This window comes from Citrobacter freundii complex sp. CFNIH9, from assembly GCF_002903305.1.
Classification (GTDB): Bacteria; Pseudomonadota; Gammaproteobacteria; order Enterobacterales; family Enterobacteriaceae; genus Citrobacter; species Citrobacter portucalensis.
The window spans coordinates 997,751-1,019,931 of the sequence record NZ_CP026238.1 but is presented as its reverse complement, the minus strand read 5'-3'; the positions used below and the strand labels follow the sequence as shown (position 1 = coordinate 1,019,931).

20 protein-coding genes are annotated in these 22,181 nt (G+C 53.0%); 9 read left to right on the top strand and 11 right to left on the bottom strand.

Going from position 1 to position 22,181, the window contains the following annotated elements; translation table 11 throughout:
• The first annotated feature begins 121 nt into the window (after positions 1-121).
• Entirely contained in the window at positions 122-340 is a 219-nt protein-coding gene (gene ygdR, locus C2U43_RS05210) for a lipoprotein YgdR (protein ID WP_000758660.1), read from the top strand.
• 106 nt (positions 341-446) lie between these two features.
• Entirely contained in the window at positions 447-1,487 is a 1,041-nt protein-coding gene (locus tag C2U43_RS05205; protein WP_103284762.1) for an NADP(H)-dependent aldo-keto reductase, read from the top strand.
• 100 nt (positions 1,488-1,587) lie between these two features.
• Here C2U43_RS05205 and lplT read toward each other — a convergent pair whose 3' ends face one another.
• On the bottom strand, positions 1,588-2,781 hold the full coding sequence (lplT, locus tag C2U43_RS05200; RefSeq protein ID WP_008785713.1) for a lysophospholipid transporter LplT: 1,194 nt from the start codon (positions 2,779-2,781) through the stop codon (positions 1,588-1,590).
• A complete protein-coding gene (gene aas, locus C2U43_RS05195) occupies positions 2,774-4,933 on the bottom strand; it encodes a bifunctional acyl-ACP--phospholipid O-acyltransferase/long-chain-fatty-acid--ACP ligase (RefSeq protein ID WP_103284761.1) in 2,160 nt (719 codons plus the stop codon). The genes lplT and aas overlap by 8 nt, the downstream gene beginning before the upstream one ends.
• A 597-nt stretch (positions 4,934-5,530) precedes the next feature.
• Between aas and galR the strand changes: the two genes are divergently transcribed.
• Both galR and C2U43_RS05180 read left to right on the top strand, forming a co-directional pair.
• Complete coding sequence (gene galR, locus C2U43_RS05185; protein ID WP_048215625.1) at positions 5,531-6,559, top strand: HTH-type transcriptional regulator GalR; 1,029 nt, start codon at positions 5,531-5,533, stop codon at positions 6,557-6,559.
• Between the two features lie 13 nt (positions 6,560-6,572).
• The gene (locus C2U43_RS05180) at positions 6,573-7,583 is read left to right on the top strand and encodes a LacI family DNA-binding transcriptional regulator (RefSeq protein ID WP_008785715.1); all 1,011 of its coding nucleotides are present in this window, start codon (positions 6,573-6,575) and stop codon (positions 7,581-7,583) included.
• Between the two features lie 107 nt (positions 7,584-7,690).
• On the opposite strand, the gene lysA is transcribed toward C2U43_RS05180, so the two are convergent.
• The gene (gene lysA / locus C2U43_RS05175) at positions 7,691-8,947 is read right to left on the bottom strand and encodes a diaminopimelate decarboxylase (protein WP_103284760.1); all 1,257 of its coding nucleotides are present in this window, start codon (positions 8,945-8,947) and stop codon (positions 7,691-7,693) included.
• A 118-nt stretch (positions 8,948-9,065) separates the two neighbouring features.
• Between lysA and C2U43_RS05170 the strand changes: the two genes are divergently transcribed.
• Positions 9,066-10,001, top strand: coding sequence for a LysR family transcriptional regulator (locus C2U43_RS05170; protein WP_008785717.1), 936 nt, complete (start codon positions 9,066-9,068; stop codon positions 9,999-10,001).
• Here the strand turns inward: C2U43_RS05170 and C2U43_RS05165 are convergent.
• Positions 9,973-10,680, bottom strand: coding sequence for an aspartate/glutamate racemase (locus C2U43_RS05165; protein ID WP_032944864.1), 708 nt, complete (start codon positions 10,678-10,680; stop codon positions 9,973-9,975). The genes C2U43_RS05170 and C2U43_RS05165 overlap by 29 nt on opposite strands.
• 141 nt (positions 10,681-10,821) lie before the next feature.
• On the opposite strand from C2U43_RS05165, the gene C2U43_RS05160 reads away from it, so the two are divergent.
• Positions 10,822-11,148, top strand: coding sequence for a cupin domain-containing protein (locus C2U43_RS05160; protein ID WP_048225407.1), 327 nt, complete (start codon positions 10,822-10,824; stop codon positions 11,146-11,148).
• Positions 11,149-11,254: 106 nt separating this feature from the next.
• On the opposite strand, the gene araE is transcribed toward C2U43_RS05160, so the two are convergent.
• From araE to C2U43_RS05135, 5 genes are all read right to left on the bottom strand, one after another.
• Complete coding sequence (araE, locus tag C2U43_RS05155) at positions 11,255-12,673, bottom strand: arabinose-proton symporter AraE (RefSeq protein ID WP_003033926.1); 1,419 nt, start codon at positions 12,671-12,673, stop codon at positions 11,255-11,257.
• A 315-nt stretch (positions 12,674-12,988) separates the two neighbouring features.
• The gene (gene kduD, locus C2U43_RS05150) at positions 12,989-13,750 is read right to left on the bottom strand and encodes a 2-dehydro-3-deoxy-D-gluconate 5-dehydrogenase KduD (RefSeq protein WP_003033923.1); all 762 of its coding nucleotides are present in this window, start codon (positions 13,748-13,750) and stop codon (positions 12,989-12,991) included.
• A gap of 57 nt (positions 13,751-13,807) precedes the next feature.
• Positions 13,808-14,644, bottom strand: coding sequence for a 5-dehydro-4-deoxy-D-glucuronate isomerase (gene kduI / locus C2U43_RS05145; protein WP_008785720.1), 837 nt, complete (start codon positions 14,642-14,644; stop codon positions 13,808-13,810).
• 668 nt (positions 14,645-15,312) lie between these two features.
• Positions 15,313-16,491, bottom strand: a complete 1,179-nt coding sequence (locus tag C2U43_RS05140) for an acetyl-CoA C-acetyltransferase (RefSeq protein ID WP_032944867.1) — start codon at positions 16,489-16,491, stop codon at positions 15,313-15,315.
• A gap of 102 nt (positions 16,492-16,593) precedes the next feature.
• Entirely contained in the window at positions 16,594-17,478 is an 885-nt protein-coding gene (locus C2U43_RS05135) for a LysR family transcriptional regulator (protein WP_008785722.1), read from the bottom strand.
• Between the two features lie 101 nt (positions 17,479-17,579).
• Between C2U43_RS05135 and C2U43_RS05130 the strand changes: the two genes are divergently transcribed.
• Positions 17,580-18,035, top strand: a complete 456-nt coding sequence (locus C2U43_RS05130) for a multidrug/biocide efflux PACE transporter (RefSeq protein WP_008785723.1) — start codon at positions 17,580-17,582, stop codon at positions 18,033-18,035.
• 142 nt (positions 18,036-18,177) lie between these two features.
• Positions 18,178-19,407, top strand: a complete 1,230-nt coding sequence (locus tag C2U43_RS05125; RefSeq protein ID WP_008785724.1) for an amino acid permease — start codon at positions 18,178-18,180, stop codon at positions 19,405-19,407.
• A gap of 52 nt (positions 19,408-19,459) precedes the next feature.
• Here the strand turns inward: C2U43_RS05125 and rcnR are convergent, their stop codons facing one another.
• The gene (gene rcnR, locus C2U43_RS05120) at positions 19,460-19,732 is read right to left on the bottom strand and encodes a Ni(II)/Co(II)-binding transcriptional repressor RcnR (protein WP_003825567.1); all 273 of its coding nucleotides are present in this window, start codon (positions 19,730-19,732) and stop codon (positions 19,460-19,462) included.
• Positions 19,733-19,852: 120 nt separating this feature from the next.
• Between rcnR and C2U43_RS05115 the strand changes: the two genes are divergently transcribed.
• Complete coding sequence (locus C2U43_RS05115) at positions 19,853-20,743, top strand: nickel/cobalt efflux protein RcnA (protein WP_103284759.1); 891 nt, start codon at positions 19,853-19,855, stop codon at positions 20,741-20,743.
• A gap of 45 nt (positions 20,744-20,788) precedes the next feature.
• Here C2U43_RS05115 and C2U43_RS05110 read toward each other — a convergent pair whose 3' ends face one another.
• Positions 20,789-22,171 (bottom strand): amidohydrolase family protein, encoded by a 1,383-nt coding sequence (locus C2U43_RS05110; protein ID WP_103284758.1) that lies wholly within the window; start codon positions 22,169-22,171, stop codon positions 20,789-20,791.
• Between the last annotated feature and the right edge of the window lie 10 nt (positions 22,172-22,181).

The following is a 22,181-nucleotide window of genomic DNA, read 5'->3' as shown; positions in this document are numbered from 1 at the left end:
GGGAGCGAATGCCAGCCACACCTACCCCTTCTCACAGTTTAAGATTTTACTGCTTTCACCCTGCACAACTTCGCGTTATTACTAAACTATTGTCAGACGCAGGCCATGTGAGGATAAGCAGATGAAAAAATGGGCAGTTTTGATTTCCGCCGTAGGACTGGCTTTTGCCGTTTCCGGATGCAGCAGCGATTATGTAATGGCGACAAAAGATGGTCGAATGATCCTGACCGATGGAAAACCAGAAATTGACGATGATACCGGTCTGGTGAGCTATCACGACCAGCAGGGCAATGCGATGCAGATTAACCGCGATGATGTGTCTCAAATCATTGAACGCTGATGGTTGAGGTCAGCAGCGCGCTGGCCTTAACAATTTTACTTCCCTTTTTCTCTTCCCTCAGCCATTTTTATAATCCTTATGTCGTGATTATAAAAAGGAAACGGCTATGCAATATCACCGTATACCCCACAGCTCGCTGGAAGTCAGTACACTGGGGCTGGGCACAATGACGTTTGGTGAACAAAACAGCGAAGCCGACGCACATGCACAGCTCGATTATGCCGTAGCACAGGGCATTAATTTGATCGACGTTGCCGAGATGTATCCGGTACCGCCGCGTCCTGAAACCCAGGGTCTCACCGAAACCTACGTAGGTAACTGGCTCGCCAAACACGGCAGCCGCGAAAAGCTGATCGTTGCGTCTAAGGTCAGCGGACCATCACGTAACAACGACAGCGGCATTCGACCGAATCAGGCGCTGGACCGTAAAAATATCCGTGAAGCGCTGCACGACAGCCTGAAAAGACTGAAAACTGATTATCTGGATCTGTATCAGGTTCACTGGCCGCAGCGCCCGACCAACTGTTTTGGTAAGTTAGGCTACAGCTGGACAGACTCCGCGCCGGTCATTTCCCTTCTCGATACGCTGGACGCACTGGCCGAGTTTCAGCGCGCCGGGAAAATTCGCTACATCGGCGTTTCTAATGAAACCGCGTTTGGCGTGATGCGCTATCTACACCTGGCGGACAAACACGATCTGCCACGCATCGCCACCATCCAGAACCCCTACAGCCTGCTGAACCGCAGCTTTGAGGTTGGACTGGCTGAAGTGAGCCAGTATGAAGGCGTTGAGCTGCTGGCTTACTCTTGCCTGGGCTTCGGTACGTTAACCGGGAAATACCTGAACGGCGCGAAACCTGCCGGTGCACGCAATACGTTGTTTAGTCGTTTCACGCGCTACAGCGGCGAGCAGACGCAGAAAGCCGTTGCGGCCTATGTGGATATCGCGAAACGCCATAATCTGGATCCTGCGCAAATGGCGCTGGCATTCGTGCGTCGTCAGCCGTTTGTCGCCAGCACTTTGCTGGGCGCCACGACGATGGAGCAGCTAAAAACCAACGTTGAAAGTCTGCATCTGGAGTTGAGCGAAGAAATACTGGCGGAGATTGAAGCGGTGCATCAGGTGTATACCTATCCTGCACCGTAACAGTTAGCGCCTGATGGCGCTACGCTTATCAGGCCTACAAAGTGAGCATCCTGTAGGCCGGATAAAGCAACGCCGCCATCCGGCATCAGCATACAACAGACTAATGGCGGCGCTGCCAAATCCACAGCGCCGCAATCGCCAGCGCAAACAGCGCACCAAATCCAATACCAATCGCAACAGCCGGGATCCCCACCAGCACCGCCAGTGAGTAAATACCGAGCATCAACAGCATCGCGCTGTTTTCGCCCAGGTTTTGCACCGCTATCGCATTACCCGCGCCGACGCTTTTCTTACCCCGTTCCTGCAGCAACGCATTCAGCGGTACCACAAAGAAGCCACCCGACACGCCGATAAGCATCAGCAATGCGTAGGCCGGAAGCAGCGAATGTTGAAGAGAGAAAATCAGCACCACGACGCCAATCAGGATCCCCGCAGGCATACAGCGCGAAACGGTTTCCAGCGTTACCAGCTTCGCTGCCGCACCCGCACCGACCACAATCCCGATCGCTACCATGGCATTGAGGTAGGTCGGCGTGGCGTTATCGGTGATGCCGAGCGCCACCGGGACCCACAGCACCAGCAGAAAACGCAGCGTAACACCCGCGCCCCAAAAAAGGCTGGTTCCCACCAACGAGAAGCGTGTTTCACCGTTGCGCCACAACGATGAAGCAGCACAGAAGAAACTGCGCGTCATTTTCCCCAGATGCCAGGACTGGCCAGGACGAGCCGCGGCCAGTTTCGGGATATACAGGTTAGCCACCACCGCGCCAGCATAGGCCAGGGCACAGGCAGAAAGCGCGGCAATCACGTGCCAGTCGGCCAGAACGCCGCCGGCGACAGAACCGAGCAAAATCGCGGCAATGGTGGAGGCTTCCATCAGGCCGTTAGCCTTCACCAGTTTGTCGCCGGTAGTCAGTTCACCGAGAATGCCGTACTTGGCCGGTGAATATGCCGCCGCGCCGATCCCCACCAGCGTATACCCAAGAAACGGATTAATGCCGAAGCAAATACTCGCCGCGCCCAGCAGTTTCAGAGCGTTCGCGAACATCATCACTCTGCCTTTGGCAAAGCTATCCGCCACCTGTCCCACAAAGGGAGCAAACAGAATGTAAGCGCCCACAAACACCATTTGCAGGATTGGCTGACTCCAGTCCGGATAGAATTGTTCTTTCAGCAACGCCAGCGTAGCAAACAGCAACGCATTATCGCCAAACGCCGACAGAAACTGCGCGGCGATAACGGACATCATCCCTTTGGACCAGATTGAAGTGTTAGTGTGCACTGACTCACTCATGTTGTTTTTCCGGCTCATCGACCCAGCTTTTCAGCGTAACAAAATCCGGCTTACCGCTGCCGAGTAAGGGGAGTTGCTTCAGATGGCGAATATCACGCGGTACGGCGAGTTCAGGTACACCGTGCGCCCGCGCATACTGCTGTAGTTTTTCACGTGTCAGCTCGCTGTCGGTAGTGAACAGCACCAGCGCCTCACCTTTGCTGGCATCACTCTTGATCGCCGTGGCGTGCATTTTGTCTGCGGATACCGCCAACGCCAGTTGCTCAACCATTTCCAGCGAAACCATCTCTCCGGCAATTTTAGCGAAACGCTTAGCGCGCCCCTGAATCTGTACAAAGCCGTTTTCATCAAAGCGCACGATGTCTCCGGTGTCATACCAGCCGCGCTCAATCTCACCTTGCGCATTCTCTGCTGTCGGCACTTCCAGCACGCCAGGTTTTTCGACGCGCAAATAGCCGCTCATAATATTAGGACCTTTCAGCTGTAAACGCCCACCGTCCTCAATTCCCGGAACGGCCAACAGTCGAGCATCCATACCAGGCAAGATGCGCCCTACCGTTCCCGATTTTGCCGCCATTGGTACGTTAATCGACACAACCGGCGCACATTCCGTCACGCCATAGCCTTCAAGAACGCGCAGGCCAAATTTCTCCTGCCACAGCTGCTTTGTGCTGTCCTGAAGTTTTTCCGCTCCCGCCACCACATAGCGCAGGCGGTGGAAATCGTACGGATGCGCAAAACGCGCATAGTTGCCGAGGAACGTTGAAGTACCAAACAACACGGTGCAGTTCCGGTCGTATACCAGCTCTGGCACAATGCGGTAATGCAGCGGGCTGGGATAAAGAAACACTTCTGCGCCAGTCAGTAGCGGCGTGAATAATCCCACCGTCAGGCCAAAGGAGTGGAACAGCGGCAGCGCCGACATAAAACGGTCATCGGCGGTGAAATCGGCAATCGTTTTGATCTGCTCAACGTTCGCCAGAATGCTTTTATGACTGTGAACCACACCTTTCGGATGGCCTTCTGAGCCAGAAGTAAAGAGGATCACCGCAGCGTCTTCCGGCTGCTGCTTCACCTGCGCCAGATGCGGTGCCAGCAGATGTGAGAAAATCCACAGCTTATCGCTAAAGGTCACATCAGCTTTTAAGTCTTCCAGATAAACCCAACGCACCTGGGTGAGTTGTTCCGGTAAATGCCAGAGTTTGCCTTTATCGAGAAACTGTCGGGATGTGAAGATCGTTTTGATTTCAGACGCAGTAATGGCGCTGGTTAATCCTTTCACGCCCGCGGTGTAGTTCATCATGGCCGGAATGCGTCGACGCGCAATGGCGCCAAAAATAACCGCCGCGCTGATCCCCGCGTTTGGCAGCATCAGGCCGATTTTTTCACCTTCGACGCTGTATTTTTCCAGAATACGGGCCACAAAGAGCGTCTTTGTCAGCAGCTTGCGGTAGCTGTCCGGGGTAAAGTTAACATCTTCAATGCAGTTTTTGCCTGCGCCAAAACGGTATTTCGCCGCCAGCAGCGACTCGTATAGCGTTTCACGCGGACGAACCGCCATGCGTGCTTCCATCATAATTTGATGCAGTATCTCTCCGGCAATTTTGCGGCGATCGCGAGCACGCGGTGCTTCCGGCATCGGCAGTTGTGTCGGCGGTAGGATATGTAAGCGGATGCGCGGGAAGAATCGCTGTTTAACCAAACCTTTCAGGCGGCTAAAGCGGGAAAGCTCCGCGCCTTCAATGCGCACAGGAACGACCGTCGCCCCAGACTTTGCGGCAACAAACCCCGCGCCGTCATAAATTTTCATTAACGAACCGGACGTCGAAATACGTCCTTCCGGGAAAATAACCACCGGACGGCCCTGTTCGACCAGACGAACCAGATGTTTAATCGACATCGGTTTGGATGGATCTAACGGTACGAAATCAATCAACGGGGTTAGCCAGCGCATATACCATTGCTGGCTGATCGAGGTGTAAACAGCGAAGACGGGACGAATCGGTAAAAAGAGCGCCAACAGGATGCCGTCTATAAATGAGACATGGTTGGGAGTGATTAGAACGCGTTCTCCCTGTAGCGCGCTGACATCGCCCGTGACGCGAACGCGGAAAAGCACGCGAAACAGATTACGAAAAAAGCCAAATAGCATCTCAACTCCCTGTGCCATTAATTATATAAACATCAATGGTGGGAGAGTATACGAGTTGGGGAATGGGCGCGACAGGTAACTGGTAAATACAATCCGAAAAAAAACCTGCGCATCCGCGCAGGTTGGTGCAAGAGACAGGTACGAAGTGCGTACCGAATAATCTCACCAATCAATACCTCTGGGATCTTGATTGTGGTCGTCAGCAGCCAGATACGCCAGTGCGAAAACGCAAAGGAATGAACCCAAATGCAACGAGTTGTGTAAATTATCGGTTACTGTTACAGATAGGCTGAAGGTAAAAAAAAACCTGCGCATCTGCGCAGGCTGGTGTAATTCTAGTGATCAACCCGAAAGTTGATTTCACCTATCAATACCTCTGGGATCTCAACTCTAGCAATCTGCTCAGTTCCCTCACCAGCGAACAATCGCAACAGCACATCGCAAAGTGTAAGCAAAAATTAGCATTTTCTATTTTCTGTCTTACTTCGCTCGTGTGCGCTCACATTTGCGACGTTCTGACGGGCAATCTGCTTGAACAGCCAGCCATTTTCCGTAACACTGACGGAATGTAAGCGTTTACCCACAACAGGTACTATCATGGCGACCATAAAGGATGTAGCCCGACTAGCTGGTGTATCAGTCGCCACCGTTTCTCGAGTGATTAATGATTCCCCTAAAGCCAGCGAAGCATCGCGCCTGGCCGTAACGAGTGCAATGGAATCACTCAGCTACCACCCCAACGCCAATGCGCGTGCGCTGGCACAACAATCCACTGAAACCATCGGTCTGGTGGTAGGTGATGTGTCCGATCCATTTTTTGGGGCAATGGTTAAAGCTGTCGAGCAGGTGGCGTATAACACCGGTAATTTTTTACTGATTGGTAACGGCTACCATAACGAACAGAAGGAACGACAGGCGATTGAACAGCTCATTCGCCACCGCTGCGCAGCCCTTGTTGTCCACGCAAAAATTATCCCGGATGCTGAGCTAGCATCACTCATGAAGCAAATCCCCGGCATGGTATTGATTAACCGAATTCTGCCGGGATTCGAACAACGCTGCGTTGCCCTTGATGACCGTTTCGGCGCATGGCTCGCAACCCGACACCTCATTCAGCAGGGCCATACACGCATTGGCTATCTGTGCTCCAATCACACGATTTCAGATGCGGAAGATCGTCTGCAAGGCTATTACGACGCGCTGGCAGAGAGCAATATTCCTGTCAGCGATCGACTGGTAACGTTTGGTGAACCGGATGAAAGTGGCGGTGAGCAGGCCATGACCGAGTTACTTGGCCGTGGCAAAAACTTCACTGCGGTAGCCTGCTACAACGACTCAATGGCGGCTGGTGCCATGGGCGTATTGAATGATAACGGCATTGATGTGCCGGGAGAAATCTCGCTGATTGGTTTTGATGATGTGCTGGTTTCCCGCTACGTGCGCCCGCGTCTGACCACGGTGCGCTACCCGATCGTGACGATGGCAACCCAGGCTGCCGAACTGGCGCTCGCGCTGGCGGAGAAGCGTCCCGTGCCTGAAATTACCCACGTTTTTAACCCAACTCTGGTGCGTCGCCATTCCGTTTCGACGCTGACAGAGCCGGGGAATTCATCGTCAAACGAATAACCAGGATAGCGTTATGACTACGATGTTGGACGTTTCACGACACGCAGGCGTCTCAAAAGCGACCGTTTCGCGCGTACTGAATGGCACGGGTCAGGTAAAAGAGAGCACGCGCCAGAAAGTGTTTAAGGCCATGCAGGCACTTGATTATCGGCCTAATTTTTTAGCGCGCTCTTTGGCAAACCGCACCAGCAACAGCATTGGTCTGGTAGTTTCCACATTTGATGGATTCTACTTTGGCCGCCTGCTGCAACAGGCTTCACGCCAGACGGAATCTCACGGCAAGCAGTTGATCGTCACCGACGGCCACGACACACCAGAGCGTGAGCAGGAAGCCGTGCAAATGCTGGCGGACAGGCAGTGCGACGCCATTATTCTCTATACCCGCTATATGAGTGAAAAGGCGATTATGTCGTTGATGAACAGCATTGCTATGCCCTTGCTGGTCATCAACCGTGATGTCAGCCAGGCCCGCGATCGCGCAATTTTCTTTGAACAGGAAGACGCGGCCTATCAGGCGGTCAATTACCTGATCTCCCAGGGCCATAGCGATATTGCTTGTATCACTGTGCCAGGCCATACGCCTACCGGTAAATCCCGCCTGATGGGGTATCGTAAGGCGCTGGAAAAAAACGGTATTCCCTGGGATCCCGATAAGGTCAAATACGGCGACTCCACGATGACGCGAGGCTATGAGGCCTGCCGTGAACTGCTGGAGGAAGGGGTAAAATTTAGCGCCCTGTTCGCCTGTAACGATGACATGGCATTAGGCGCATCAAAAGCGTTACATCAAGCCGGGCTAAGGATCCCAACGGACGTCTCACTGTTTGGTTTTGATGATGCGCCCAGCGCCAAATGGCTGGAGCCGGGGCTGTCTACCGTTTATCTACCGATTGATACCATGATAACCACGGCAATCGACCAGGCTATTCGGCTGGCCAACGGCGAGAGCGTCGAGCCAATCCCACCGTTTACCGGCAAACTGGTACTACGTGACTCAGTAACGCTCGGGCCATACTTTAAGTAATCAAATGCCGGATGGCGGCGCAAGCGCCTTATCCGGCCTACAGGCCCCGCAGTTAATCTCGTAGGCCGGATAAGCGTAGCGTCATCCGGCATTTCACAACGCTGTAATCAGATTAATTCCAGCGCTAACAGCTCATCAATGGTCTGGCGACGGCGAATCAGCCGCGCCACGCCGTTATCGAACAAAACTTCCGGCAGCAGCGGACGGCTATTGTAGTTTGACGACATTGACGCGCCGTACGCCCCGGTATCATGCAGCACCAGATAATCGCCCGGCACCACCGCAGGCAACAGACGGGTTTCCACATTTCCGCCTTCCTGCTGGGTAAACACGTCGCCAGATTCGCACAGCGGCCCGGCTACCACGGTTTCCCGTTGCGGTGTGTGCTCCAGAGAGCGACCATCTCCTGACAGCGCTGAGATATGGTGATAGCTACCGTACATGGCCGGGCGCATTAGATCGTTGAAGCCCGCATCGATCAGCACAAAGTGACGGCTGCCCATTTCTTTTACGCTACGTACCTGCGCCACTAACACGCCAGCTTCCGCGACCAGAAAACGACCCGGCTCTATCTCAAGCGCGACCGGGTGACCCAAGTGTTTAGCAATCTGTTCACGCGCAGCGTTCCACAATCCAAAGTAGTGATCGGTATCGATCGCCTCTTCGCCTTCGCGATACGGGATTGATAAACCGCCACCCGCGGAGATCGCCTCCAGATCCTGGCCAAATTCAACCACCTGGCGCACCATCGCACCGCACACCTGCTCCAGATGCGCATAGTCCACGCCGGAGCCGATATGCATATGAATCCCCACCAGCTTCAGCTTATAGCGCTGAATCACCTCCAGCGCCGCGGGAAGATCGCTATACCAGATCCCGTGCTTGCTGTTTTCGCCGCCGGTATTGGTTTTCTGACTGTGCCCATGCCCAAAGCCAGGGTTTACGCGTAGCCACACGCGATGGCCCGGCGAGACCTGGCCCAGTTGTTCCAGCATATCCACCGACCCGGCATTTACCGGAATGCGCAATTCATGCACCCGCGCGAGCGTCGCTTCATCAATCATATCGGCGGTAAAGACGATTTCATCTTTCCCCGGTACGAAGCCTGCCGCCAACGCACGTTCAATTTCGCCAAGCGAGACTGAATCAACCTTCACGCCCTGCTCGCGCATCAGGCGCAAAATATGAATATTCGAACATGCCTTTTGGGCGAAACGCACCACGTCAAACTGACTCAATTTGGCAATCTGCCCGCGGATAATCTGCGCATCATAGACCCACACCGGGCAGCCGAATTCGGCAGGCAGGCGCAGCAGGTTGTCGGCGGTCAGGTCAGTGTCAGTACTATTGAGTGGGCGTGGCATGGTGTGCTCCGGTATTGGCTTTTTTATGATTACGCCACAGCCCGAAAAGAATAAAAAATATCGTTTTATCGTGAGTCTATGCAAAAATGATATGGATTGATTCATTTGAGGATTGCCCATGCCCGCCGTTAACCTGCGACACATCGAAATTTTTCACGCCATCATGACGGCAGGCAATCTGACAGAAGCCGCGCGCATGCTACATACCTCGCAGCCCACCGTCAGCCGGGAACTGGCCCGATTCGAGAAAGTGCTGGGATTAACGCTGTTTGAACGTACGCGTGGCCGACTGCACCCAACCGTGCAAGGGTTACGTCTGTTTGAAGAGGTGCAACGTTCGTGGTATGGCCTGGACAGAATTGTGAGCGCCGCCGAAAGCCTGCGCGAGTTTCGTCAGGGCGAATTGTCGATTGTTTGCCTGCCGGTATTCTCACAGTCTTTTTTACCGCCGCTGCTGCAGCCATTCCTCGCACGCTATCCACAGGTCAATATTCAGATAGTGCCGCAGGAGTCACCGCTGCTGGAAGAGTGGCTGTCGGCGCAGCGCCACGATCTGGGGTTAACGGAAACGCTGCATACGCCTGCCGGAACGAAACGCACCGAATTGCTGGCGCTGGATGAAGTGTGCGTGCTGCCGCAGGGCCATCCGCTGACTAAGAAAGCGGTGTTAACGCCGCAGGATTTTCAGGGAGAAAACTACATCAGCCTGTCGCGCACCGACAGCTACCGTCAGCTACTGGATACCCTGTTTAATGAGCACCAGGTGAAGCGCCGCATGGTGATTGAAACCCATAGCGCCGCTTCAATTTGTGCAATGGTACGGGCAGGCGTGGGGATCTCGGTGGTGAACCCACTTACCGCGCTGGATTACGCCAGCAGCGGAGTCGTTATCCGCCGCTTCAGTATTTCGGTACCCTTTACAGTCAGCCTGATTCACCCGCTTCATCGCCCCGCCTCGGCACTGGTTGATGCTTTTACGGCGCATCTGCAGGCCCATCTACCGAGGCTTATTGACCCGCTGGAGGCTATTTTGCATCCACAGCCGAAAGCATAAACGCCACCGCATCTTGCGCATGGATTGCCGCGGTGTCGAAAACCGGTAGTGGGCTTAGCTCGGTGGGAACCAGCAGACCAATCTCGGTACAGCCAAAGATCACCCCTTGCGCCCCCTGTTTCGCCAGTTGGTCGATGACGCCCAGGTAATAATCGCGGGAAGCCTCGCTGAATTCACCGAGACACAGCTCATCGAAAATAATCTGGTTTATTTTCTGACGATCATCAGCTTCAGGGATCAACGTGCTAATGCCGAATTCAGTCTGTAAACGCCCGCGGTAAAAATCCTGCTCCATGGTGTAACGCGTACCCAGTAGCGCCACGTTGTTCATCTGCTGCTTTTGTATCGCCCGCCCCGTCGCGTCAGCAATATGCAGAAACGGCACATCACAGGCGCTTTCAATCGCCTCTGCAACTTTGTGCATGGTATTGGTACACAAAACAATTCCTTGCGCCCCGGCTTGCTGTAGCCCTGTGGCGGCCTGCGCGAGGATCTCACCGGCTCGCTGCCAGTCACCGCTTGACTGGCAGACTTCAATCTCGTGAAAATCCACGCTGTGCAACAGAATCTGTGCCGAATGCAGACCACCCAGACGCTGTTTTACCCCTTCATTAATGAGTCGATAATAAGGAATGGTAGATTCCCAGCTCATACCGCCTAACAGACCGATCGTTTTCATCATTTCCCCTGACTCGTTGTTGTCTCTCCAGTGAACCAAAGATGTGATCAACTTTCCACATCTGTTGGCGTGCATTTCTTTTTTTAATTTTCTGATATAGCTTTAATGAAACATTGTTTTAATTAATTACAGGAAGGCCGGATGTTTATTTTTCATAAAGAGACCACGCTTGACGATCTGGGCAATGGCGTTACCCGGCGTATTCTTGCTCACGACGGTAACATGATGGCGGTTGAGGTGAACTTCGAGCAAGGCGCAATCGGCCCGATGCACAATCATCCGCACGAGCAGCTGACTTACGTGTTGTCCGGTGAGTTTGAATTTACCATCGGCGAAGAAAAGCATATCGTTAGGGCGGGCGATACCCTGTATAAACAGCCCAACATTATGCATGGCTGCGTCTGCTTAAAACCGGGAACGCTGCTGGATACCTTTACCCCAATTCGCGAAGATTTTCTGCACGGGTAAGGCGCTAAATAAAAAAACCGGGTCGCGTTGACGCTTTCCCGGCCTATAAGAGACTCCACTCGCAGGCCGGATAAGGCTGAACCGCTATCCGGCATGCTTGTCTGACTTACACCCCAATATCTCTTAACTTCTCGCCTGCCATCAGCTTACGTTCGATATGCTCCAGCGTGACGTTTTTGGTTTCTGGAATCAGCCAGAACGTGATGCCAATAAACACGACGTTCAGCGCAGTATAGAGCCAGAACGTACCGGCGGCGCCAATGCTGTCGAGCAGCGTCAGGAACGTTGCGCCAATGATCATGTTCGACACCCAGTTGGTGGTGGTGGAGCAGGTAATACCAAAATCACGGCATTTCAGTGGCTGAATTTCCGAACACAGGATCCACACCACCGGTGCGGCGCTCATCGCATAGCCTGCAATACACATCATCGTCATGCCAACTGACAGCCAGGATAGCCCACTGGAAGCCGTGCCGTTATCAAACTGCATCAGGCAATAACCAAGCACCAGCGTCCCGATAGCCATTACGCTGAAACCAATTTTCAGCGCCGGTTTACGTCCTGCTTTGTCGACCGTGAAGACGGCAATAAAGGTGGCGAACATAAACGTTAAGCCAACTACCAGCGTGGCAATCATCTGCTGCTCTGTGGTAGTAAAACCTGCCATTTTAAAAATGCGCGGCGCGTAGTACATGATGATGTTCATCCCAGTGAACTGCTGCATCGCCTGCAGTAACATTCCGAGGAAAACCGCGCGACGCACGTTACGGTTAATTTTAAACAGCGCCCAACCACCCTGCTTCAGCTTCAGGCTTTCACGGATTTCGTTCAGCTCATCGCGGGCTTTTTCTGACGTATCGCGCAACATGCGCAGTACTTCTTCAGCTTCGATGTGGCGACCTTTCTCCGCCAGCCAGCGCGGGCTGTTGGGCAAGAAAACAACCAGAATAATCAGCAATACAGCCGGAAGCGCCAGCACGCCAAGCATAGCGCGCCAGTTACCGCTGTAGCTGAACGCGGTATCGGACAAAAAGGCCAAAACGATGCCCAGCGTCACCATCAGCTGATACATACTGATCATCTTGCCACGCACATTTTCACTGGCCATTTCAGAGAGATAGAGCGGTGCGGTGTAAGACGCGATCCCCACCGCTACGCCCAGCACCACGCGAGCAAAAATGAGCATTTCTACGCTGGAGGCAAACGCCGAGCCCAGAGATCCGACGACGAAAAGGATCGCGCCCGCCATCAGGCTGTATTTGCGCCCCAGGCGGAATGACAACCAACCGTTAAACAGCGCACCAATTGCCGCACCCAGCATCATGCTACTTACCACCCACTCCTGCAGGCGGCTGGTCAACACAAAGTGATCGGTGATAAAAGGCAACGCGCCAGCAATCACGCCAATATCCAGGCCGAATAACAACCCTGCGACAGCCGCAGAGATAGAAACAAACATATTCATACGTCGCGTATCGCGCACTGGGCGCGGCGCTAAAGCAGCATCATTATTTATTGAGACCATTTTTTCCTGCCAGATACAGAGTAACCATGCCATTGAAAGTAAGGGATCCCTTGCAGGAAGCGTCAGGCGGGAAACGGCAAAAACATGGATTAAATAGCTACACCACATGGTTATGTGATGGATATTCCAATTTTAAAATTTACCGACAATCACTCAAATAAATTTAATTCATTGATATTAAAGAATATTAAAAACAATAAATTTATACGTATGAAATTTAATATGGAATAATTTATAACCACAATATGGATTTTAATGATCCGAATATAAAAAAACCCTGCCAGAGGGCAGGGTTTGACGGTTCAGGAAAGCGAATTAACGTGCCAGCCAGCCGCCATCTACTGCAACGGTATAGCCGTTGATATAGTCAGATGCGCTGGACGCCAGGAACACGACAGGCCCCATCAGATCGCTCGGCAGACCCCAACGACCCGCCGGGATACGATCGAGGATCTCTGCGCTACGTTGCTCATCAGCACGCAGCTGTTGAGTGTTATTCGTCGCCATGTAACCCGGTGCAATCGCGTTGACGTTGATGTTATGTTTTGCCCACTCGTTCGCCATCAGACGGGTAACACCCATTACGCCGCTTTTAGACGCGGTGTAAGACGGCACGCGGATCCCGCCCTGGAAGGAAAGCATAGAGGCGATGTTGATAATTTTGCCGCCGTTACCCTGAGCGATAAAATGCTTCGCCGCGGCCTGAGACATAAAGAACACGCTCTTAATGTTCAGGTTCATCACGTCATCCCAGTCTTTTTCGCTGAAATCGATCGCATCGTCACGACGGATAAGACCCGCGTTGTTGACCAGAATATCGATATGGCCGAATTCTGCCACTGCGCGCTCCAGCAGCGCCGGAATACCATCGATTTGACGCAGATCGGCGGTCAGGCTTAAAAAACGGCGGCCCAGTGCGGTCACGCGTTCGATGGTTTCTGTCGGTTCAACAATATTGATACCGACGATATCGCAGCCCGCTTCAGCCAGGCCCAGCGCCATACCCTGACCCAAACCTGTGTCACAACCGGTCACAACGGCGACTTTACCTTCAAGAGAGAATGCATTCAAAATCATTGTAAATCCTTAATTTTTTATAATGCCCGCCGCAGCAGGCACGGCTGTCGCCCGCAACTAGCGCAGATCTTTTACTGCAACATGGTCCATATCATCAAAGACCTGGTTTTCGCCGACCATGCCCCAAATGAACGTATAAGCTTTTGTGCCGACACCGGAGTGAATAGACCAGCTTGGAGAAATCACCGCCTGCTCGTTGTGCATCACAATATGACGCGTTTCCTGAGGCTGACCCATCATGTGGAAGACGCAGGTATCTTCTTCCATATTGAAGTAGAAATAGACTTCCATACGACGTTCATGGGTATGACACGGCATGGTGTTCCACAGGTTACCCGGTGCCAGTTCAGTCAGACCCATGCTCAACTGGCAGGTTTCCAGAACATCCGGCACAAAGTATTTGTTGATGGTACGACGGTTACTGGTGAGGTTATCGCCCAACGTCACTGGCGCAACGTCTGCAGGCGTGACTTTCTTAGTTGGGTAAGTCGTGTGTGCCGGCGCGCAGTTGTAGTAAAACTTCGCCGGTTTCGCCGTATCAATACTGGCGAATACCACTTCTTTTGCCCCTTTTCCGACGTACAGCGCGTCGCGATGACCAATTTCATAGCACTGGCCGTCAACGGTAATCGTGCCCGGGCCGCCGATATTGATCACACCCAGCTCACGACGTTCGAGGAAATAGGTTACGCCCAGCTGTTTGCCGACTTCGCCACCCACAGAGACGGTTTTGGCCACTGGCATAATGCCGCCAACAATGATGCGGTCGATGTGGCTGTAGACCATGGTGTATTCATCTGCGACAAACACTTCTTCGACCAAAAACTCATTACGCAGCCCCTGAGTGTCCAGGGTTTTCGCATGCGCACTATGGATACTTTGTCTTACGTCCACATTTACCTCCAGTGATAAATTGACCGTGAATGCTTAAACGAATAGCAAAACGCTGTTCCGTTTTATCTTATGCGCTCATGATATCCCTCCCTGAATGTGTTTTCAATTATAACTAAAACGATGTTTCACTTTTTCTGCATCTTATTATCAAAAGTGTAAGTGCGATCACGCTAGCGCATATAAATCGCAAAATTTGTTTCAATAAAATCATTTAAAACAATTAGATAGATAAAAACACAAAAAAGTAGATCATTAGTGGCAGGGATAAGATATTGAAAATACAGCCAGGCTCATACGTCATTCACACACCTTTTCTAACAAAGTGCGCTATCAATCACATGAAATGAAACAACGTTTTGATATGTTGGCAGGGTTTAGAGTGTATGTTTCTGTAACTGGCCTTGCCCTCCTGCTGGAGGGCTTTTTTATAGAGGAAGAGATAACACGGCAGAAAACTGTTCGAGAAGAAAAATATATACCCTAAAAAATTCGAGTTGCAGGACAAAACTTCCCGGCCGTTTTGAACAGCGCTTGCGCTGGCCCCGAAGGGGTGAGGCCGTAAGGCCGAATCACGCGGCGACGCAGCGAATTCCCCGGAGCGTACATAAGTACGTGACTGGGGTGAGCGAGTAAAGCCAACGCACATGCAGCTTGAAGTATGACGGGGATTAGTCTCGTTCGATAGCGAGCGCCACCCCCTGACCACCACCAATACACAGCGTTGCCAGGCCCTTGTGCGCCCGACGTTTCACCATTTCATGTACCAGCGAAACCAGAATACGACAGCCAGAAGCGCCAATCGGATGGCCGAGCGCAATGGCCCCGCCGTTCACATTCACCCGCCGTTCATCCCACTCCAGCATTTTCCCAACGGATAATGCCTGCGCGGCGAAGGCTTCATTAGCTTCGATAAGATCAACATCAGCCAGTTGCCAGCCCACGCGCTCAAGGCAGCGGCGCGTTGCATACACTGGCGCAATCCCCATGAGCGCAGGGTCGACTCCGACGCTGGCAAAGGCGCGAATACGGGCCAACACAGGTAAGTTAAGTTCCTGCGCCTTGGCCTCGCTCATCATCATCACCGCAGCGGCACCGTCGTTGATGGATGACGCGTTACCCGCCGTTACCGAACCGAGTCTGTCAAAGGTAGGATCCAGACGCGCCAGCCCCTCGGCGCTGGCATCGGTACGCGGTTGTTCGTCGGTGTCCACCACGAACGATTGCCCATTACGCTGTGTTACCACCGGCACTATTTCATCTTTAAAGCGTCCGGCATCAATTGCCATCCGCGCTTTGTGCTGCGAGTGCAGCGCGTAGGCATCCTGCAATTCGCGGCTGATTCCGTATTCTCGCGCCAGGTTTTCCGCGGTAACTCCCATGTGATAATCGTTGAAGGCATCCCACAGACCGTCATGTACCAGGCTGTCGACCAGTTGGCTGTTCCCCAGCTGTGCGCCAGTGCGGCTATCGGTAAGGACATGCGGTGCACGGCTCATATTCTCTTGCCCGCCCGCAATCACAATGTCGGCTTCGCCACACTGGATAGCCTGAGTCGCCAGATGCAGCGCTTTCAGACCCGAGCCACAGACATCGTTAATGGTGATGGCGGAAACGGTATTGGGTAGCCCACCATTGATGGCAGACTGACGCGCAGGGTTCTGCCCGGCACCTGCGGTAAGCACCTGTCCGAGGATCACTTCATCCACAGCGTGAACGTCCACGCCCGTGCGTTCCAGTAACGCCTTGACCACCATGCTGCCTAACTCAACGGCAGAGTGGCGCGCCAGCGTCCCCTGGAAGCAGCCAATCGGTGTCCTTAATGCCCCGACGATCACAACCTCTTTCATCACTACCTCAGCGCAAAATAACACCGCAATAGTAGACGATTGTTAAAAATAGTTATCAAGGTTGTTTAAAAACGGTGATTTTTATCACAAAGGAAATTCGTATCACTTATTGGTCATTTGAACGCCACTCTGCTGTAAATGGTCACGCAACCAGCTTCCTGCCACACCAGGCGGTGATTTCTTATTCCACAACAGATCGATAGAGATAGCCTTTGGCCAGCCAGGCATCTTTAATTGCACCAGTGGTTTTTCTGCCGCAAACTCCTCCACCAGCGCACAAGGGAGCGCGCACCAGCCGAATCCCTGAACAGCCATACTTAGCAATAACAGATAGTTAGGAGCAGACCAGACGGGGCCGCGCGCCACGTTGGTGCCGCTTTCCAGATAGGTATTCAAACGCAGCTCGCGCCAGGTGTGTAGCTGCTCCCACTGCAGTTTTTCTTGAGCCGCGAGCGGATGCGACGCTGCAACGTATAATCCCATCCAGGTTTGCATCGGCAGACGCGTAACGCCCATGTCGGTCGGGTAATCTTCCCGCGCCTCGATCAACCCCACCTGAGCACGTCCTTTTTGCAGCAGATCGATCACGTCTTCATCTTCACCAATCAGGCATTCAAACTCGGTATGGGGAAACTTGCGATCAAACTGCACCATCAACTCTTCCAGCACATCCGGATGCAGCGTGTCAGACAGCACAAAGGTCAGACGCGCCTCAGTTTCACCCGACAGCGAGATCGCCGCCTCATCGAGACGTTCGCTGGCCGTCAGAATAGCCTGCACATAGCCCAACACCCGCTTACCTTCCTCGGTCAGCGTTGGCTGGCGGGATGAGCGGTCAAACAGCGCAAAACCAAGATCGGCTTCCAGATGCGCAATGGCCGTACTGATAGTGGACTGGCTTTTACGCAGCCGCCGGGCCGCCGCAGAAAATGAACCGCAGGAAACGGTCTCCACAAATGCCGTTAATGCTTCAGGAGAATAACGCATGAACTATCTACTTTATCGATGGATACTATCTTTTAGATATCACATAAAACGATAAAATTGCCACCATTCCGTTATCCGGGCATCAAAGAAGGTTTTAGGTTATGCAACACGATACTGTCCAACGCCGCTCGTTAGTGGAGCGTATTTTTCATGCCGTCTGCTTTGAAGGCATTGCCACCGCGATCCTCGCACCAACCACCGCATGGTTGATGCAGCGCTCGGTGCTGGAAATGGGCGGACTGACCATTCTTCTCGCCACCACAGCGATGATCTGGAATATCATTTATAACGCCCTGTTTGACCGTTTGTGGCCGTCACACCTGGTAAAACGTACGGCGAAAGTGCGAGCATTTCACGCCTTAGGCTTCGAGAGCGGTTTTATTGTGATCGGGGTGAGCATCGTGGCGTATGTGCTGAACGTCAGCCTGGTTCAGGCATTCACGCTGGAAATAGGTTTCTTCCTGTTCTTCCTGCCGTACACCATGTTCTATAACTGGGCTTATGACACGTTACGCGAGCGCGTTATGAAGCGCCGCCAGCAGCGCGTTACTGCCTGATAATTAAAATAATAGTCGGAATCTTCTCGGTTCCGGCTATTGTCCCATTCACTCGCCCGCTTGTTCACACCTCCCCCAGCCCCTGCCATTTGTGGTAAATTGCGCTTCTTTTTGTTTATTTTATAGTTGATACGTTCAAATAATGTCGAAATTTTGGTCAAAAGAAGAGACTCTCTGGAGCTTCGCACTATATGGGACTGCCGTCGGCGCAGGAACCCTATTCCTACCCATACAGCTGGGTTCTGCAGGCGCGGTGGTATTGTTTATCACCGCACTCGTCGCCTGGCCTTTAACCTACTGGCCGCACAAGGCGCTGTGTCAGTTTATCCTGTCCTCAAAAACGTCGGCTGGTGAAGGGATCACTGGCGCGGTTACCCACTACTACGGCAAGAAGATTGGCAGCCTGATCACCACCCTCTATTTTATTGCCTTCTTTGTGGTGGTGCTGATCTACGCCGTAGCGATAACCAATTCACTCACTGAACAGCTGGCAAAACATATCACTATCGATCTGCGGATCCGCATGTTGGTCAGCCTTGGCGTGGTGCTGGTGCTGAACCTGATTTTTCTGATGGGCCGGCAAGCCACTATTCGGGTCATGGGCTTTTTGGTGTTCCCGCTCATCGCGTACTTTTTGTTCCTTTCGCTCTACCTGACCGGAAGCTGGCAGCCAACGCTACTCACCGGCCAGATGTCTTTCGATCAGCACACGCTTCATCAGGTTTGGATATCTATTCCCGTGATGGTTTTCGCTTTTAGCCATACGCCAATTATCTCTACGTTCGCCATCGACAGACGAGAGAAATACGGCGAGCAGGCCATGGGTAAATGCAAAAAAATCATGAAGGTAGCCTACGTCATCATCTGCCTGAGCGTACTGTTTTTCGTCTTCAGCTGCTTGCTTTCGATTCCGACAAACTATATCGAAGACGCGAAAAATGAAGGCGTGACGATTCTTTCCGCGCTGTCGATGATGCCAAACGCACCGGCATGGCTGTCGATTTCCGGGATCATCGTTGCCGTTGTCGCGATGTCAAAATCGTTCCTCGGCACCTACTTTGGCGTGATTGAAGGGGCAACGGAGGTAGTAAAAACGTCGTTGCATCAGGTGGGTGTGAAGAAAAGCCGGGCCTTTAACCGCGCTCTGTCCATCATGCTTGTCTCGGCTATCACGTTTATCATCTGCTGCATTAATCCTAATGCTATTTCAATGATTTACGCGATAAGCGGCCCGCTGATTGCCATGATTCTGTTTATCATGCCGACATTGTCTACCTATCTGATCCCGGCGCTGAAGCCGTACCGTTCAGTGGGTAACCTGATCACCCTGATTGTCGGTCTGCTGTGCGTATCTGTGATGTTTTTTGGCTAGAACGTGTTGTTTAGCGGCTCATTCCAGTAAGCGGATGAGCCGTTAAACTGACTTATTTGATGTACGAATCCAGCACTTTCAGGACCACATCCAAATCCTCTTCGCGCTTAATTTCATCGCCCTGATGCACAATGTGCTCGGTCAGATGACCTTTAATCACTTCACGCATTAATCCGTTTACTGCCCCGCGGATCGCCGCTATTTGCTGCAATACTGCCGCGCATTCATGCGGTTCATCCAGCATGGTTTTCAACGCCGCTACCTGCCCCTGAATCTTGCTGGTTCGGGCTTTCAGCTTTTGTTTGTCGCGGATCGTATGTGACATAACTTTACCTTTTTAACGTCTGGCTGTAGGGACAATACCATCGACATTCTACTGGGGGGTAGTATTTGATACTGGGGGGGAGTAGAATCAGGCGAAATTAAACAACTAAGAATCATTCTCATGGGTGAGTTTTCTACGCTTCTTCAGCAAGGTAACGCCTGGTTTTTCATTCCCAGCGCGATTCTATTGGGTGTGTTACACGGCCTGGAGCCGGGGCATTCCAAGACGATGATGGCGGCCTTTATTATTGCCATTAAGGGGACCATCAAACAGGCGATGATGCTGGGGCTGGCAGCAACGCTGTCGCATACCGCCGTGGTATGGCTGATTGCGCTCGGCGGGATGTATATCAGCAAAGCGTTTACTGCCCAGGCCGTTGAGCCCTGGCTGCAGTTTGTCTCGGCGATTATTATTCTCGGGACCGCATTCTGGATGTTCTGGCGAACCTGGCAGGGAGAGCAGAACTGGCTGGCCCAGACGCATCACGACCACAATCACGAGCATCACCACCACCATGATCATGACGACCATCATCATGACCACGATGACGATCATCACCATCATCATCACGAACACGAGCATGATCACGACCATGCCGCACTGGCAGGACTCACCGAAGGCTCGAAAGAGTATCAGGATGCCCACGAACGGGCGCATGCCACCGATATTCAGCGCCGCTTTGCGGGCAAAGAGGTCACCAACGGCCAAATATTACTATTTGGTTTGACCGGCGGGTTAATCCCCTGCCCTGCCGCCATTACGGTGCTGCTGATTTGCATCCAGCTCAAAGCCTTCACACTGGGCGCGACTATGGTGCTGTGCTTCAGCCTCGGACTGGCGCTGACGCTGGTAACGGTGGGCGTGGGAGCGGCAATCAGCGTGCAGCAGGCGGCCAAACGCTGGAGCGGATTTAACACGATGGCCCGCAAAGCACCCTATTTTTCCAGTGTGCTCATTGCGATGGTCGGCTTATATATGGGGATTCACGGCTATATGGGGATCGTCGGTTAACACTAAGAGAGCGCAGCAGCGCTTGCCGCTGCGCGTAAAACCAGGCTAGCTTGCGACATTCCCCCACACCAGTTGCCCTTTATGGAAGGTCGCGGTGCGTGGGGAAATTCGCGCGACCGCTTCCGCCGAACAGGAGGCATCCACCAGCACAAAGCTGGCTTCATCCTGCGCTTTCGGCCAGACGCGCTCGCCTTTATCGTTAAGCGGCAACACATCGCCGGTGGCGAGGAACAACGCCCGCGACAGGTTCAGTTCGTTGGGGCGAATATAGAGCTGGGCGTACAGATTCGCCTTCTCCAGCATGTCTCCCAGCCCGTACGGCGACCAGTGGTCAATCACGCTGTCGGTGCCGGTAATCACTTCCACGCCTTTATCGCGCAGCTGCTTGAGCGGCATGTGCAAGGTACCGATCGGCACCGTCGAGGCAATGGTAATCTGCTGCGCCGCCATACGGGTCGCCAGCGCGTCAACCTGCTGCTCGTTCAGCGTTGCCAGCGCAAACGCGTGGCTGATGGTCAGTTTGCCCTTTAGCTGCGGCGTTTTCTCCACCGTTTCCACCATGTAATTCACCGCCGCCACACCCGCCGGGCTGGTTTCATGCAGATGGATATCTACTCCTTTATCGTAATCCAGCGCAATCTGGAACATGGTGTCGAGGGATTTTTCCATCGCCCCATCGACGCTGGTTGGGTCCAGACCGCCGACGTAATGCGCTCCCGCCTGCATCGCTTCACGCATCAGCGGTTCAGATTTTGATAACAGCAGGCCATGCTGCGGAAATGCCACGATTTCACAGGCAAAACCCGGCTGACGACGCGCCAGTACCGCCTGCAGGTTTTCGAGATTTTTCAGCCCGGAAACCGGTTCTATGTTGCAGTGGCTGCGGGCGATCGAAGTGCCTTTTGATTGCAGCAGATCGATCAGCTTTTCCGCGCGCTCCTGCGTATAAGGCTGGAGTTCAGGCAGCAACTTTTGTTCCAGGCGGATCATATCCTGAATAGTGGTGCCAGCCGGACGGTTCAGCGAACGCCAGGGACCGCCGTAAAAGGTTTTATCCAGATGGATGTGCATGTCGCGCATGGCGGGCAGCATCAGCTTTCCACCCGCATCATAGTGAGGCAGCGTCGCATCCGGATGCTGCTTATTCTCGCGCAGCGCAACGATTTTTCCGTCTTTGATTTCAACGGTTTGCAGCGCAGTACGGGTGTGTACCACCACCGAATTTTCGTAATCAAAGCCCGCTTCCAGCAGGACGTTATCCAGATAATAGTGTTTATCGTTAATCGTCATTGTGCTCTTCGACCCGCAGGTGTTCCCGACAGGATTAGCAGCATACGCGACCGGAGCGACCGCGCCAAACAGCGCGGCAGCGGTCACCATTTTTCCGCTCTGGCTTAAAAATTCACGGCGGCTGTTACTTTCCTTCATTCACGTCTCC

Coding starts and splice junctions, on each gene's coding strand:
- aas (WP_103284761.1), bottom strand. CDS start 4,933: ATGCTATTTGGCTTTTTTCGTAATCTGTTTCGCGTGCTTTTCCGCGTT.
- C2U43_RS05125 (WP_008785724.1), top strand. CDS start 18,178: ATGTCGAAATTTTGGTCAAAAGAAGAGACTCTCTGGAGCTTCGCACTA.
- C2U43_RS05130 (WP_008785723.1), top strand. CDS start 17,580: ATGCAACACGATACTGTCCAACGCCGCTCGTTAGTGGAGCGTATTTTT.
- C2U43_RS05205 (WP_103284762.1), top strand. CDS start 447: ATGCAATATCACCGTATACCCCACAGCTCGCTGGAAGTCAGTACACTG.
- C2U43_RS05115 (WP_103284759.1), top strand. CDS start 19,853: ATGGGTGAGTTTTCTACGCTTCTTCAGCAAGGTAACGCCTGGTTTTTC.
- C2U43_RS05135 (WP_008785722.1), bottom strand. CDS start 17,478: ATGCGTTATTCTCCTGAAGCATTAACGGCATTTGTGGAGACCGTTTCC.
- C2U43_RS05160 (WP_048225407.1), top strand. CDS start 10,822: ATGTTTATTTTTCATAAAGAGACCACGCTTGACGATCTGGGCAATGGC.
- C2U43_RS05165 (WP_032944864.1), bottom strand. CDS start 10,680: ATGAAAACGATCGGTCTGTTAGGCGGTATGAGCTGGGAATCTACCATT.
- C2U43_RS05110 (WP_103284758.1), bottom strand. CDS start 22,171: ATGAAGGAAAGTAACAGCCGCCGTGAATTTTTAAGCCAGAGCGGAAAA.
- C2U43_RS05180 (WP_008785715.1), top strand. CDS start 6,573: ATGACTACGATGTTGGACGTTTCACGACACGCAGGCGTCTCAAAAGCG.
- galR (WP_048215625.1), top strand. CDS start 5,531: ATGGCGACCATAAAGGATGTAGCCCGACTAGCTGGTGTATCAGTCGCC.
- lysA (WP_103284760.1), bottom strand. CDS start 8,947: ATGCCACGCCCACTCAATAGTACTGACACTGACCTGACCGCCGACAAC.
- C2U43_RS05170 (WP_008785717.1), top strand. CDS start 9,066: ATGCCCGCCGTTAACCTGCGACACATCGAAATTTTTCACGCCATCATG.
- araE (WP_003033926.1), bottom strand. CDS start 12,673: ATGGTCTCAATAAATAATGATGCTGCTTTAGCGCCGCGCCCAGTGCGC.
- ygdR (WP_000758660.1), top strand. CDS start 122: ATGAAAAAATGGGCAGTTTTGATTTCCGCCGTAGGACTGGCTTTTGCC.
- kduD (WP_003033923.1), bottom strand. CDS start 13,750: ATGATTTTGAATGCATTCTCTCTTGAAGGTAAAGTCGCCGTTGTGACC.
- lplT (WP_008785713.1), bottom strand. CDS start 2,781: ATGAGTGAGTCAGTGCACACTAACACTTCAATCTGGTCCAAAGGGATG.
- rcnR (WP_003825567.1), bottom strand. CDS start 19,732: ATGTCACATACGATCCGCGACAAACAAAAGCTGAAAGCCCGAACCAGC.
- C2U43_RS05140 (WP_032944867.1), bottom strand. CDS start 16,491: ATGAAAGAGGTTGTGATCGTCGGGGCATTAAGGACACCGATTGGCTGC.